This is a genomic window from Cryobacterium sp. BB307, assembly GCF_012274275.1.
Classification (GTDB): domain Bacteria; phylum Actinomycetota; class Actinomycetes; order Actinomycetales; family Microbacteriaceae; genus Terrimesophilobacter.
Genome location: NZ_JAANZA010000001.1, coordinates 850,150 through 865,065, shown reverse-complemented (window position 1 = coordinate 865,065; position 14,916 = coordinate 850,150). Strand labels below are relative to the sequence as shown.

At 69.3% G+C, this 14,916-nt stretch carries 9 protein-coding genes and 1 pseudogene; 4 read left to right on the top strand and 6 right to left on the bottom strand.

What is annotated here, in order from left to right; translation table 11 throughout:
* Window positions 1-263: 263 nt before the first annotated feature.
* Genes HGK58_RS04265 through HGK58_RS04250 form a run of 4 tightly spaced genes read left to right on the top strand, consistent with a single transcriptional unit; the run spans window position 264 to window position 7,720 of the window.
* Window positions 264-3,257 (top strand): hypothetical protein, encoded by a 2,994-nt coding sequence (locus tag HGK58_RS04265; RefSeq protein ID WP_168626272.1) that lies wholly within the window; start codon window positions 264-266, stop codon window positions 3,255-3,257.
* Complete coding sequence (locus HGK58_RS04260) at window positions 3,254-6,034, top strand: FtsX-like permease family protein (protein ID WP_168626271.1); 2,781 nt, start codon at window positions 3,254-3,256, stop codon at window positions 6,032-6,034. The genes HGK58_RS04265 and HGK58_RS04260 overlap by 4 nt, the downstream gene beginning before the upstream one ends.
* A gap of 4 nt (window positions 6,035-6,038) precedes the next feature.
* Window positions 6,039-6,998, top strand: a complete 960-nt coding sequence (locus HGK58_RS04255) for an ABC transporter ATP-binding protein (protein WP_168626270.1) — start codon at window positions 6,039-6,041, stop codon at window positions 6,996-6,998.
* Window positions 6,995-7,720: an ABC transporter ATP-binding protein gene (locus HGK58_RS04250; RefSeq protein WP_168626269.1), complete on the top strand. Its 726-nt coding sequence runs from the start codon at window positions 6,995-6,997 to the stop codon at window positions 7,718-7,720. Before HGK58_RS04255 ends, HGK58_RS04250 begins: the two co-directional genes overlap by 4 nt.
* Window positions 7,721-7,823: 103 nt before the next feature.
* On the opposite strand, the pseudogene ddaH reads toward HGK58_RS04250, so the two are convergent.
* The 6 genes and pseudogenes from ddaH to sucC form a co-directional block, all read right to left on the bottom strand.
* Window positions 7,824-8,592 (bottom strand): annotated as a pseudogene (gene ddaH / locus HGK58_RS13705) (dimethylargininase).
* Window positions 8,593-9,072: 480 nt separating this feature from the next.
* Entirely contained in the window at window positions 9,073-10,638 is a 1,566-nt protein-coding gene (gene purH / locus HGK58_RS04240) for a bifunctional phosphoribosylaminoimidazolecarboxamide formyltransferase/IMP cyclohydrolase (protein ID WP_168626268.1), read from the bottom strand.
* Window positions 10,635-11,222, bottom strand: a complete 588-nt coding sequence (gene purN, locus HGK58_RS04235; RefSeq protein ID WP_168626267.1) for a phosphoribosylglycinamide formyltransferase — start codon at window positions 11,220-11,222, stop codon at window positions 10,635-10,637. Before purN ends, purH begins: the two co-directional genes overlap by 4 nt.
* A gap of 9 nt (window positions 11,223-11,231) precedes the next feature.
* On the bottom strand, window positions 11,232-12,470 hold the full coding sequence (locus HGK58_RS04230; RefSeq protein WP_168626266.1) for a DUF6350 family protein: 1,239 nt from the start codon (window positions 12,468-12,470) through the stop codon (window positions 11,232-11,234).
* Between the two features lie 194 nt (window positions 12,471-12,664).
* Window positions 12,665-13,552, bottom strand: coding sequence for a succinate--CoA ligase subunit alpha (sucD, locus tag HGK58_RS04225; protein ID WP_168626265.1), 888 nt, complete (start codon window positions 13,550-13,552; stop codon window positions 12,665-12,667).
* 32 nt (window positions 13,553-13,584) lie between these two features.
* The gene (gene sucC, locus HGK58_RS04220) at window positions 13,585-14,748 is read right to left on the bottom strand and encodes an ADP-forming succinate--CoA ligase subunit beta (protein WP_168626264.1); all 1,164 of its coding nucleotides are present in this window, start codon (window positions 14,746-14,748) and stop codon (window positions 13,585-13,587) included.
* Between the last annotated feature and the right edge of the window lie 168 nt (window positions 14,749-14,916).

Here is a 14,916-nt window from a genome sequence, read left to right as displayed (position 1 = left end):
CGGAAGGAGCGCGCCGCTCGCTCCCTGTCCGCCGGCGGAGCCTTCCAGACTATTGCCTCGAAGGATGCTCGCGCAACGGTCTCGCGCGGGTCGAACTCCCACGCGCTGGTCGAATTCGACCCGCGCGTGGCTAATGCACCCGCGCAGCGGTCGAGCAATCGGGACAAAAACGGGACACTCGACCAAGCGGGAACCCAGTATTCTGACCGAATTGCCACCGCCGGCGGCTGGACCCGACGGCTAAGAGCTGAGAGAGGACGGCCGTGAGCCCAGCACGACTCGCTTTGCGCCGCTCCCTCGCGCAGTCGGGGCTGATCGCGAGCGCCCTCGCCGCCGTCGCCCTGGTCGTGGCGACGCTCACCGGCCTGAACGGCTGGCTCGACTCGGCGGCGGCCTTCAGCGTGCGGGACGGGGTGGCATCCGCTTCTCCTCTCGAGTCCGCCATCCGCTTCGAGACACGTGTCGACTCGGATGCCTCGGCTCAGGCCTCCGCGGCCGACCAGCTCATCGCCGACCAGTTCGGCGCGGGCGTCGACTCGTGGCGAACGCTGCGCACCGACCCGATTGAGGACTCCGAGGGGCGCTCCTTCATCTTCCTTGCGGACCCGGGCGCCGAGCCGCTCGCCGAGCTGGTCAGTGGCGAGTGGCCCTCGGATGCCGCTGGCGACGCGATCCCGGCCGCACTCCACGCCGATGCGGCGGATGCCGCTGGACTGGCGGTCGGCGACACCGTGCACTTCGCAACCAAGGACGAATCGGTAACGGTGAAATTTGTCGGCACCTGGCGTCCGATCGATCCGGGGGATGTCCACTGGTTCGGCGACCCGACCGCCGCGGGCGGCGAGATCAACGGCGCATTCGGCCCGCTTCTGCTGACCGCGGAGAGCCTCGCGGGTGTCCCGGCGCGTCCGCTCGCGCAGTGGACCATCACCCCGGATGCGTCGCAGCTGAACCCGGAGGACCTCGCCCGGCTGCAGTCAGCGATCGCGGGCCTCGACGCCGCGATCGACGACACCGACGGGATCGACACCGGCGGCGTTCTGTACTCGGGCGCGCTCGCCCCGACCCTCGCCGACCTCGACCAAGGTATCGCCGCGGTGAACGCCGTCGCACCGATCCCGGTCATCCTGGTGCTCACGCTGGGCTGGATCGCCCTCGTGCAGCTCGCCCGCCTGCTGACCATCGCCCGGTCGGTGGAAACCACCCTGCTCCGCGCCCGCGGAACTGCACTCTCCCAGTTCACGCTGCTGACCGCACTCGAGGCGGGTGCCATCGGGATCGTCGGAAGCGCGCTCGGTCTGGGGATCGCGCTCGCCATCACGGCGGCGGTGTCCGGGCCCGGGGCTGCCACTACCGTCCTCGGCAACTGGCCGACCGCGGTCGCCGTCGCCGCGGCATCCGTCGTCGTGTTCTGTGTCACCGCTTGGCGCGCCGCACGGGCGGGGCTGTCTGCTGCCGCAGCATCCGGACGCGCCACGAAAGCCGCGACGATCGGCGCCATCATCATCGTCATGGTCACCGCCGCCCTCAGCGTCTGGCAACTGCGGCTGTACGGGTCTCCGCTGATCACCGCCGCTGACGGCACCACGCGCGTCGACCCGATCGCCATGCTGGCGCCTGCACTCGCGCTGGCCGCGGGCGCGGTCGTGGGCCTCGCGGTGTTCGCGCCGACTGTCGCGCTCGGCGAGCGCCTGGCCGCGGTGGGTCGAGCGCTGACGCCGGTGTTGCCCGCTCGGCAGGTGGCGCGGCGGCTGTCGGTGTACTCGGTCGCGGTGCTGCTGGTCACGCTCGCAGTCGGCACGACGACTCTCGCCGCGTTCTACTCCGCCAGCTGGCGCGCACTCACCGTGTCATCGGCCGAGCTGGAGGCCGGCGCCGCCATGCGGGTCGCGGCGGGCAAGGTCACTCCGTCGGATGCCGCCGAACTCCGCGCCGTCGACGGTGTCGCGTCTGTCGCGCCGGCCGTCAACACTGGCATCCAGCTCGGCAAGGACTCGGCGACTCTCCTCGCTCTGGCGCCCGCTGACCTGCCGTCGGTGATGCTGACGGTGCGGGGCGCGGTTGATCCGGATGCGATCGGCCGGGCACTCGATTCGGCGATGCCGGGCGTCGAGCTCACCAATGCAACCGGCCTCGAGGTGACGGTCGATGCCACCGGCGCCGCGGAGCAGGTGCTGTCAAGCGTCAGCCTCGCCGTCTGGCTGATGGACGACTCCGGAGCGACGACTCGTGTGCGGCTGACTCCGGTCGCGTCCGTCGAGCCGGGCCAGCTGGTCGCGGAGGGCACGCTGCCGGATGGCCTCGCCCGTGCGCACGTGCTCGCGGTCGACGCGGGGCTCGGCATCACTCAGCGCGTGGCGGTCGAGCTTGAGCTCGTCGGCGTACGGGCCACGACGCCAAGCGGAGCAGTCGATGTCGCGTTCGACGGCGAGAAGGATCTCAGCGTCTCATCCGACGATCGCCTCGCGCGTGTGCACTCCAGCGAGGGCACCGAGATCGTCCCGGCCGTGGTCTCTCAGGCGCTGGCTGACCGTCTCGGCCTCGAAGTGGGCGACACGGTGGACTTCCGCTTCACCGGCACCGGGCGCACCGGCACCGCAGAGATCGCCGGAACGGCTCCGCTGCTGCCTGGCGCATCCGGCGCTCTCGCGCTGCTCGTGCCGCTGCCTGCGCTCGGCGACAGCCAGCTGCGAACCAGCGAGACCGCGCTGGCCCCGAACGAGCTGTGGGTGACCCCGGATGCCGGCACCGACCTGGCGGCGCTCGAGCGTTCGATCACCGGCGACGTGACGACCGCGACACCAGGCGGGGGCGCCACCGTGGCAGCCTCATCTGTGACAGCGTGGTGGATCGGCGTGGCCGGCGTGCTCGCGCTGACCGTGCTCGCAGTGTCGGCGATCGCGCTTGCCCTCCGGCGAGCGCGGTCAGGCGAAGTCATCGTGCTGCGCGCGCTCGGGCTCTCGTCTCGCGAGCAGGCCAGAACGCGCTCGCTGGAACTTGTCGGAGCGCTTCTCCTCTCGGTCTTGATCGGCACCGTGGTCGGCGTGGGCGTCTCGGCGCTGCTGGCCGGTGAACTGTCGCGAGCCGCCGTTCCGGGCGTGTCCAGCGTTCTCGGCACGGTGAGCGCATTCGATGCCGTTCCGTGGCTGGCAGCGGTCGGACTGCTGCTCGTCGCGTTCGCCGCGGTCGTCGCTGTCTACGCGCGTGGCGTCCGGCGCCAGGCGGAGGACACCGAGAGTCGCGAGGAGGTTCGATGAGCGGTTCGCGAACCGGAACCGGGTCTCTCCTGTGGCGGCACCTGAGCGCACGCCCGGCCGCCGGCATCACCGTCGCGGTGCTCGTGCTGCTGCTCGCCGCGCTCGCGACGGCAGGGCCGCGTGCGGTCGCCGTGCTCAACGATGCGGCGCTCGGCTACGAACTCGGGCGCCTGAGCGCCCCAGAGCGCGATCTGGTGGACGAAGATCCCCAGTGGCCTGCCAACGGTCCATCGGAAAGCGGCGAGACGGGGTATGCACCGGATGTCGAGGCCGCCTTGGGTGGGTTCGCCGAAGCGCTCGAGCGGGTGCGGCACGAGGCCGGCGACTCGTTGCGATCGGCGCTCGGAACCGGCCAGTACATCTTGCGATCGGGTGCCGTTCCGCTCGTTGAAGCTCCCCGTGAGCTTGAGATCGGGTTCGCTGCCGACCCGCTCTACGAGTCGCGTGTGCAGTTCATCGAAGGCACGACCCCGCGGCCGATTCCGCCGTTGCCGATGCCATTGACCGGCGATGACTGGGCCAACTTCGATCCTGCACAATTCGAGATCCCTCCAATGGAGGTCGCGCTGTCGGCGGAAGCCGCCGCGCGCATGGGGTGGGCCGTCGGCGAGGCGCGCACGATCATGTACATGTCAAATGTGCCCGTGCCGGCGGAGCGGCACGTCGTGCTCAGCGGGACCTTCACCGCGATCGACCCCGATGACGAGTTCTGGGATCACGCGACCTCGATCCTCGATCCATTCGTCTTCGACGATGGCAACCTGCCCCCCACCGTGACCGGAACCGGCTTCGTGCACCCAGGCACGATCTATGGTCTCGGGGTGCACGGGCAGGGCGCCGGCACCAAGGTGTGGTTCCCGCTGGCTACTGACGCCATCACAGTCGACAACGCGAACGCCATCCTCGCGGAGGTCCGCAAGTACACGAGTGTCGGGCACACCATCTCGACCGGCCGACTCGATTACGGCATCCGATCCGTGTTTTTCACCGCCGACGTGATCCCACCACTCGAACTCGCATTGGAGCGCAACGCCGCGACCAACGCGGTGCTCGCCATGACCGCGGCGGGTCCGCTCGGCGTCGGAGCCGCTGTGCTGTTCCTCGGATGCCGGATGATCGCCACCGGTCGCGGGTCGGCGTTGCGGCTGCTGTCGGCGCGCGGCGCATCCGGGAGGCAGCTGCGCAGGCTCAGCGCAATCGAGGGCCTGGTCGTCGGCGTGCCCGCCGGCATCATCGGAGTCGCACTCGGGGTGTTGCTCGTCGGCGGTGCGTTCAGCCCGTTGCAACTCGTGCTGCCTCTCATCGTCGCCATCGCGCCCGCTGTAGTGCTGGTCGCCCTGAGCGGAAGCGTCATCGAATCCATCCATCGAACGGACGTCGATACCGCCGGCAGCGGACGCTTCCGGAAGATCGCCGAACTGGTCCTCGCGCTGCTCGCCGTAGCCGCAGTGATCGTGCTGCTGCAGCGCGGCCTGACCACCTCGGCGTCGACGGTGGGGATCGACCCGCTACTGGCCGCGACTCCCCTGCTGTTGTCGCTGCTCGGCTGTGTGCTGGCGCTGCGTCTCTACCCGCTGCCGCTTACCGCCCTGCACGAACGGGCAAGACGCGGCAACCCTCTGGGGAGCTTCCTCGGCACCGCTCGCGCGCTGCGTGACCCGTCGGCCGGTCTGGTTCCGGTGCTCGCCCTCGTCGTCGGCGTGTCAGTCGCGATCTCCTCGGTGATCTTGCTCTCCACCCTGCGCACGGGTGTCGACACCGCCGCACGCATGCAGGTCGGTGGAGACCTGCAGGTCAGCGGGTCGAGCTTCACGATCGACCAGCACGAGCAGCTCACACAGGTCGACGGTGTCGACGTCGTCGCGGGTATCTCCGGCGCTGAACCCGCAACGCTCGACGTCGCCGGCGAGCGCGGAAACGCGACGGTGTTCGTCATCGACGGTGGAGCCGTCAGGCAGGCACAGGGCGACCAACCGGGGCTGCTGCCGCCTGGTGTCGACCTTGCCGTTCAGGAGGGGCAGCCTGTGCCGATCCTGGTGTCGTCTTCGGTGGCAGATGACATCGACGGCAGAACGGAATTGAGGCTGAACAGTGTCCCGGTCGAGGTTGCGGACTCCGTCGGCGGAATAACACCGATCGGCGCCCGGGCGAATTGGATTGTCATTGATCGCGCCGCGTTCGACCTCATGTTCGACGGGACCTCCAGCAACCAGACTTTCCTGATCGGCCTCAGCGATTCGGCGAGCACTGAGCAGGTCGTTTCGAGCATCCGGGCGCTGCTTGGTGACGCAGTTCGCATCGACTCGCCCGCATCCGTCAGCGCGGCGTTCGACCGCTCGCCCGCGGTATCCGGGCTGCAAGCGGCGCTGCTGCTCGCCATCGCCATCACCGCGCTGCTCAGCACCATCGCGGTTGTGATGACACTCGTGCTCGGCACTGCGTCGCGGGAGCGGCTGCTCGCGCTGCTGTCGACACTCGGCGCCCGCAGAAGGGTGGGCCGCGGGCTCATCGGCTGGGAACTCGGACCGATCGCGGTGACCGCGCTCGTCGTCGGGTCGCTGCTCGGTGTCGGTCTGCCGTTCGTTGTCCTCGCCGGTGTCGACCTGCGCGGCTTCACCGGAGGAACGCTGCAGCCCGCTTACGCGGTCGACCCCCTCGTGCTCGTGGGCGCCCTCCTGGGCTTCCTGTTGGCGACCGCCGCCCTGACCGCTGTGTCGCTCATGGTCACCCGGCGTGCCCGCGCCGCCACCGTTCTGCGTACTGTCGAGGAAGGATGAACCCATGACAGTGACCGCCCCGAACCGCCAAAGCACGCGACCGCGCGTCGCAGGCGAACCGGACATCCTCTGCTCCGACCTCGTGCGAATCTTCACCGCGAAAGGCATCGAGGTGCAGGCCCTGCAGGGACTCAACCTGCGGATCGAGCCGGGCGAACTGGTTGCCGTGATCGGCGCATCCGGGTCCGGCAAGTCGACGCTGCTGTCGATCCTGTCCGGGCTGGACCTGCCGACGGCCGGCGTAGCGCGGGTCGCCGGCCACGACCTGCTCGCGATGGGCAGAGCCGAGCGGGTCGCCTTCCGCCGCTCGAGCGTCGGATTCGTCTGGCAGCAGACCTCGCGGAACCTGCTCCCGTACCTGACGGCCGCCGAGAACGTCGCCGCGACACTGGCCATCTCCGGCAAGCTCCGCGGCGACGCGCGCGCGCGCCGCATCGCGGAGGTGCTCGACCTGCTCGAGGTCTCGCACGTCGCCGACCGCAAGCCGAGCGAGATGTCGGGCGGCGAGCAGCAGCGGGTGGCGATCGCGGTGGCGATAGTCGCAGAGCCGCGCGTGCTGCTAGCCGACGAGCCCACCGGCGAGCTCGACGACGCCACGTCGGCCGCCGTGCTCGAGGCGATGCGCGGTGTGAACCGTGAGCTCGGGGTGACGACGCTCATCGTGACGCATGACCCCACCGTCTCCGAGCACGTCGCCCGAACCGTGCAGATCCGCGACGGGCGCACCTCGACCGAGGTGCTGCGCAGCACGCGGCTCGATGAAGAGGGCCGCGAGCACGCGGTCGCGGAGGAGTTCGCCGTGCTCGACAGGGTCGGGCGGCTTCAGCTTCCGGACGAGTTCATGGCCGCACTCGACCTGCGGGACCGCGTGCGACTCGCGCTCGAGCCGGACCACGTCGGTGTCTGGCCGGGGCAGACCAAGCCGGACGAGGCATCCGAAGTCGACGAGGAGGAGCAGTCATGACCGTGCAGATCGCGCTGCGCGCGGAGCGTCTGACCCGCACCTTCTCGACCGAGGCGGGCGACGTGCATGCGTGCGCCGACATCGACCTGAGACTGCACGAGGGCGAACTGTTGGTCGTGCGCGGGCCATCCGGAGCAGGCAAGACGACCCTGCTGAACCTGCTCGGCGGCCTCGACGCACCGACCGCAGGGAGCGTGTGGGTCGGCGACGACGAGCTGACCGCGATGCCGGAGGATGCCCGCATCGCAGTGCGGCGGGAGAAGCTCGGCTACGTGTTCCAGTCGTTCGGTCTGATCCCGGTGCTGTCGGCGGCCGAGAACGTCGAGGTGCCGCTGCGGATCGCCCGGGTGGATGCGAGTGAGCGCGATGAGCGGGTGGCCGAAGCACTGGAACTGGTCGGCTTAAGCGGGCAGGCGGCGCAACGGCCGTACGAGCTGTCCGGGGGGCAGCAGCAGCGGGTCGGTATCGCGCGCGCGATCGTGTCTCAGCCGCGCATCCTGTTGGCGGATGAGCCGACCGGGCAGCTCGACAGCCGCACGGCCGCGACGATCATGGACCTGATCAGCGAGCTCGTGCACAAGCAGGGACTCGCCGCGATCGTGTCGACACACGACCCGCTGCTCGTGCAGCGCGCGGATACCGTGGTCGAGCTGCACGACGGTCGACTGACGGATGCCGGCCGCCGGCACGGTCGTCACGCGGCCGAGGTGCCCGCGGGCTGACCTGCTACAAACAAGCGTGCGCGGGTCCACTTTCCACGCGCGGGTCCAATTCGACCCGCGCGTGTAAGGACGACCCGCGCGACCGGCTCGACCACCGAACCGGTCAGCGCACCCGTACGCTCAGGCAGGTGACGCAGCCCTCGAGCTTCTCGAACTCGGAGATGTCGACCGCCACGACGTTGTACCCCAGGTCGCGGATCAGCGCAGCACTCTGCGGCGCCGACGCCGCCATGAGCACGGTGCTCTCATTCAGCACGATCACGGCCGATCCCGTCTCCTCCGGCACCGCGAGGAACCGTCCGAACGCGTTCGGGTCATCCACGTTCGGCGCGTAGCCGATGACTGTCCCATCCGGCAGGGCGGTGACCGCGGTCTTCAGGTGCAGCACCTTGGACACGGGCACCGCGACGACCGTGTAGCCGAGGTGGCTCACCAGGGCGCGCAGCTGCCGGATGCCTTCGGCGTTGGTTCGCCCGCTTCGCCCGACGTACACGGTCTTGCCGACCTTGAGGACATCGCCGCCCTCGAGGGGTGCCGGGCAGCTCGATCCGTTCGACGCGCAACCCCAGCTCGCGCACGGTCTCCTCGACCGCCGCGGTCTCGCCCCGCCGCGACTCCGCGCCCGGGCTGGTGACGACCGCGAGGTCGCCGAACATGACAACGGTGTCCTCGATGAACACCGAGTCGGCGGCATCCGGTGCCACCGGCACCTCGACGGTGTCCCAGCCGTGCTCGTCGAGCGCGCTCACATACTCGTCCCACTGCCGGTCGGCGAGGTCGGTGTCGATACCGACCCGCGCCTGGTGCGTCACGATGCCGTCGGCCAGGTTGCCCGCGGGCAGTCTGACCAGGGCGACGCGGCGGTCCCGGATGCGTGGCGAATCCAGCTTGCCGCCCGCGATCAGCGACCACACGCGTCGACCCAGCGTCGCGGTCACCAGGGTCGCGAAGATGATGAAGGCCAAGTTGGGGCCGGCGAGGGACCGCGCCACGAACTCGAGGGCGACCGCGTCAAGCACGACACCGGTCGCGCCGAGTGCGATGGTCGTGCCGGCGAACGCCGCGAGCACGGCCGCGACGAGCGCCGCCGGAATCGCGATGTACCAGCGCCGCAATCCGTCGAACACGGCGATCAGCGACAGCAGCACGAAGAGCAGCAGGCTGGAAGGCAGGAAGTAGTCGTTCAGCTGCCGGAACGCCTCCGGGTTCGCTGCGGACGCCAGGAAGAACACGAACAGGCAGATGAAGTGGGTGACGGCGGCCGAGGTGAATCCAGCGGCGACTCCCGCGGCGATTCGACGCACGAGTGCGGGCGTTGCAGGTGAATCCATGGTGCTCCTTGTCTGGCGCATCTAGTGCGCGAAGTGGCGTTCGCCGGTGAAGTACATCGTCACGCCCGCAGCTCGCGCCGCCTCGATGACCTCCTCGTCGCGGATCGAGCCGCCCGGCTGGACGACCGCTGTCACGCCCGCGTCCAGCAGGATCTGCAGGCCGTCCGCGAAGGGGAAGAACGCATCCGACGCGGCAACGCTGCCTGCGGCCCGGTCACCCGCCCGGTTGACGGCAAGCCGGCACGAGTCGACCCGGTTGACCTGGCCCATTCCAACGCCGACGGATGCGCCGCCGCGCGCCAGCAGGATCGCGTTCGACTTCACCGCGCGCACCGCCCGCCAGGCGAACGCGAGATCGGCAGCGGTGGCGTCGTCGACCGCGTCGCCGGAGACCAGGGTCCACTCCGAGATCGACGCGAACCGGGTGTCAGGGGTCTGGGTGAGCAGTCCGCCGGAGAGCTGACGGAGCTCGAGCTCGTCGCGACGGTAGCCGACCGGGAGCTTGAGCAGGCGCAGGTTCTTCTTCGCGGTCAGCAGCTCGATGGCTTCCGGGGTGAAGTCCGGCGCGACGATCACCTCGGTGAAGATGTCGCGGATCGACTCCGCGGCCGCGGCGTCGACGGCACGGTTGGCGGCGATCACACCGCCGAACGCGGAGACCGGGTCGCACGCGTGGGCCCGCTCGTGCGCCGCCGCGATGGTGTCGGCGATCGCGATCCCGCACGGGTTCGCATGCTTGATGATGGCCACGGCCGGCTCGTCGAAATCGAACGCGGCACGAAGCGCGGCGTCGGCGTCGACGTAGTTGTTGTACGACATCTCCTTGCCGTGCAGCTGCTGAGCCTGGGCGATGCCCCGGCCCTCCGGTGACACGTAGAGCGTCGCCGGCTGGTGCGCGTTCTCCCCATACCGCAGCGCGCGCGGCTGCACGTAGTGCAGTTCGAGATCGTCCTGGTGCGGGTTCGTCGCCCGCACCCCGAGGGTGTCGGCGAACCAGCGTGCAACCGCGGTGTCGTACGCGGCGGTGTGCGCGAACGCCTCACCGGCGAGACGCTGGCGCTGCGCGAGCGTCGTGCCGCCCACCATCACCGACTTGATGATCGACGGGTAGTTCGCCGGCGAGACGACGACCGCGACGTTGGCGTGGTTCTTCGCCGCTGACCGCACCATCGCCGGACCGCCGATGTCGATCTGCTCGATCACCGCATCCGGAGCGGCACCGCTGGCGACCGTCTCGACGAACGGGTACAGGTTGACGACGACGAGCTCGAACGGGGCGATGTCGAGGCCCTCGAGCTCCCGCTGGTGGGCGTCCAGGCGCAGGTCGGCGAGGATGCCGGCGTGGATCGACGGATGCAGGGTCTTCACACGACCGTCGAGGGACTCGGGGAAGCCGGTGACCTGGCTGACCTCGATGACCGGATGCCCGGCATCCGCGATCATCTTCGCGGTCGACCCGGTGGACACGAGCTCGACCCCGGCCGCGGCGAGCGCTGAAGCGAGCTCGAGCAGGCCCGACTTGTCGCTCACCGAAATGAGCGCGCGCTTGATCGGGACGACGTCCCGGTCGTGCTCGGTGGTGTTCATGCGTACTCCTCGAGGGTGATGGTGCCGGTTGCGATGTCGCGGACGGTGCTCACGAGGAGCTCCCGTTCGACGATCTTGATGCGTTCGTGGAGGGTGTCCTCGCTGTCGTCGGCGAGCACCGGGATGCGCCGCCGGGCGAGGATGGGCCCGCTGTCGACCCCGCTGTCGACGACGATGATGGATGCCCCGGTCTCGCGCACGCCGGCGGCGATCGCATCCCGAACCGCGTGCGCGCCCGGAAACTCGGGCAGGAAAGCCGGATGCGTGTTCAGGATGCGCGGGCTGAACTCGTCGACCACGGTCGCGGGCAGAAGGCGCATGAGCCCGCTGAGCACGATGAGGTCGGCGTCAATTGTGCGGAGTTGGGCGGCCAGCGCCTGGCCCCAGGACTCGCGGTCCGGGTGCTCCGACCAGGGCACCTGGAACGTGGCGATGCCGGCCTCAGTCGCGTGCGTCAGGCCGCTCGCCGGCCGGTCGGCGCCCACCGCGACGATGCGCGCCGGAAATCCGGGTGTCGTTGTCGCGTCGATCAGCGCGCGCAGGTTGGATCCCGCGCCGGAGATCAGCACGACCACTTTCAGCACTCATTGAGCCTATTGCTCTGCGCTGGCCTCTCGCGCCGTCGTGACGAACTCGCGAGCTCGGGCGGAGACCAGGCCGAGGATCGCCGGAATCCCGAACTCGAGCGCTGCGAACGCAGCGACGAGCCACGGGTTGGGGCCGACGTCAACCAGCCGACCGGGCCCGAGTGCCCCGGCGGATGCGGCGGCGAGCGCGGCGAGGAGGGCGCCACCGAGCACGCCGATGCCGGCGCCGATGCCGACCAGTTCGAGCGTCGAGCGGTCACCGAGCCGGGAGCGGACCATGAGCCCGGCGAGCAGGCCGGCGAGCACCGGAACGAGGAGGCCGAGGAATCCGAACGCCAGATCACCCGCCGGGAAGGCGCCGAACACCGGGACGGCCGGAACCGGCCCGAGGCTCGTGCCGAGCGGGCTCACCGACGAGCCGGTGCCGAGAGCGAACCCGGGACCGACGAGCCAACTCGCCGCCCAGACGACCAGATTGGGGATGAACGCCAGTTGTCCGAGAGTGAGGGTGACGCCCCCCAGCACCCCGGCGTGGATGCCCTCGTAGAGCGCGATGATGCCGCCGTAGCTGGTGGCGATGAGCACGGTCGTCGCGACGGCGGCCGCGGCCGTCACCAGGGCGACCGCCACGGTGCCTCCGCGCAGGATCTGACCCGCGACGAGCCGAATGTCGGCCGGCACGCGGTCGATCAGGCGCGTGACGATGCTCTCCTTCTCCTGGGTGCGCTGGCCGCGCAGCCGCGCACGGGCGATCTCCGAGCCGATGCAGAGTCCGAGCGCGAACACCAGCGTCGGCAGCAGCGCACCCTGCCAGATCGAGGGTCGCGCGAGCGGGTGCAGTGCGCTGAGCGTGGCGCCGAGCGAGATGCCGAAGAAGACGATGAGTGCGGTGCCGATGCCAACCAGTCGGTGCGGGGTCTCGGCGATCCGGCGACCGGCTCGCTGCGCGAGCAGCAGCGTCAGCAGCCCGAAGCCGAGCGCGGCAATGGTGATCGGGAACGACTCACCCGCCCCCTCGAATCCGACGGATGCCGCGACGAGCGGGTCGAGCATGAAGCGCACATCCGCGCCGTGCCCGAGCAACCACGCGTCCACCGAGCCGCGCCAGAAGACGACCCAGTCGACCTGGAGCCCGTACTGGTACGCCCAGAGCAGGGTCAGCGGCACGAGCGGCAGGCCGATGCCGATGCCCGCGACGAGCAGCGCCTCGAGTGCGGCGAACAGGGCGGTGAGCGGGCGGTTCATGTCGTGTCGAGGCTACCGGCGCACCCGCATCCGCCCCGACACCCCCGCCGTTCCCCACTGAATATGCAGGAGATCCACCGCGACGCGCCGTTGTGCGTTACCGCGCGGGCGTGTTTCGCCCCGGATCTCCTGCATTTTCAGTAGCCGGATGACGAAGAGCCCGTCCGAAGACGGGCCCTTCATGAAACCAACCCCTACAGGGAGGCGAGCACCTCGCGCATCAGGGTCGCGGTCTCGGACGGGGTCTTGCCGACCTTCACGCCCGCGGCCTCGAGTGCTTCCTTCTTGGCCTGCGCGGTACCGGCGGAGCCGGACACGATCGCGCCGGCGTGACCCATCGTCTTGCCCTCCGGAGCGGTGAAGCCCGCGACGTAGCCGACGACCGGTTTGGTGACGTTGGCCTTGATGAAGTCGGCTGCGCGCTCCTCGGCGTCGCCGCCGATCTCACCGATCATCACGATCGCCTTGGTCTCCGGGTCGGCCTCGAACGCGGCGAGCGCGTCGATGTGGGTCGTTCCGATGACCGGGTCGCCGCCGATGCCGATGGCGGTGGAGAAGCCCAGGTCGCGCAGCTCGTACATCATCTGGTAGGTCAGCGTTCCCGACTTCGAGACGAGTCCGATCGGTCCCTTGCCGGTGATGTTCGCCGGAGTGATCCCGACGAGAGCCTCGTCCGGGGTGATGATGCCCGGGCAGTTCGGCCCGATGATCCGGGTCGTGTTGCCCTTGCTGGTCGCGTACGCCCACGCCTCAGCGGTGTCGCCCACCGGAACGCCCTCGGTGATCACCACGAGCAGCGGGATCTCGGCGTCGATGGCCTCGATCATCGCGTCCTTGGTGAACGCCGGCGGGACGAAGGCGATGGAGACATCCGCGCCCGTCTTCTCGATTGCCTCAGCAACGGTGCCGAACACCGGCAGCTCGACATCGCCGTGCAGCACGGTCGTGCCGGCCTTTCGAGCGTTCACGCCGCCGACCACCTTGGTGCCGGCCTTGAGCATGAGCGCGGTGTGCTTGGTGCCCTCGCTGCCGGTGATGCCCTGCACGATGACCTTGGAGTCCTTGTTCAGAAAGATCGACATTCTCTTATTTCCTAGCTCTTCAGTCTCGTGTGTCAGGCGTTAGCCAGCTCGGCGGCCTTGTCGGCGCCTTCGTCCATGTTCGCAGCGAGGGTGACCAGCGGGTGGTTCGCATCCCGCAGGATGGCGCGGCCCTCCTCGACCTTGTTGCCGTCGAGGCGGACAACGAGCGGCTTGTTCGCGGATGCGCCCAGCTCGGCGAGCGCGCCGACGATGCCCTTGGCGACCGCGTCGCACGCGGTGATGCCGCCGAAGACGTTGACGAACACGCTCTTGACCTGCGGGTCGCCGAGGATCACGTCGAGCCCGGCTGCCATCACCTCAGCGGATGCGCCACCGCCGATGTCGAGGAAGTTGGCCGGCTTCACCCCGCCGTGCTTCTCGCCCGCGTAGGCGACGACGTCGAGGGTCGACATGACGAGCCCGGCACCGTTTCCGATGACACCGACCTCACCGTCGAGCTTCACGTAGTTGAGGTCGTTCTCCTTGGCCTTCGCCTCGAGCGGGTCGGCCGACGACTTGTCCTCGAGCAGCTCGTGCTTGGGGTGGCGGAACGACGCGTTGTCGTCCAGGGTCACCTTGCCGTCGAGGGCGATGATCTCGCCGTCCTTGGTGAGCACCAGCGGGTTGACCTCGACGAGGGTCGCGTCTTCGTTCTTGTAGACCTCGAACAGCTTCACGAAAACGTCGGCGACCTTGTCCGTCAGCTCGTCGGGAAAGCCTGCGGCGGATGCGATCTCCTTCGCCTTCGCCTCGCTGATGCCCTCGAGCGGGTTGACCTCGATGCGTGCGAGCGCCTCGGGCTTCTCGACCGCGAGCTGCTCGATCTCCATGCCGCCCTCGACGCTCGTGAGAGAAAGGTAGGAGCGGTTGGCCCGGTCGAGCAGCACCGAGAAGTAGAACTCGCGGTCGATCGCCGCACCGGCCGCGATCATCACGCGCTTGACGATGTGGCCCTTGATGTCGAGGCCGAGGATCTGCTGCGCCGCCGCGAACGCCTCATCCGGGTTGTGGACGACCTTCACGCCGCCCGCCTTGCCGCGGCCGCCTGTCTTCACCTGGGCCTTCACGACAACGGTGCCACCGAGTTTCTCGGCCGCCGCCTTCGCTTCTTCAGGGGTGTCGGCCACAAGGCCAGCCAGCACAGGCACGCCGTAGGCCTCAAAGAGGTCACGGGCCTGGTACTCGAAAAGATCCACAGTCTTAGTCCAATGCGTGAAGTCGAGGAGCAGAATCGGCCACTGCCAGCGCGCACATTGTTTGACGTCGAGACAATCGGGCCATCGAAGAGCCTACCCCGTGGAAATGCACGGTTTCCCCGAGCCGGTCATGGAGGCCCGGTTAAGAACGGACGATGTTTCCATAGA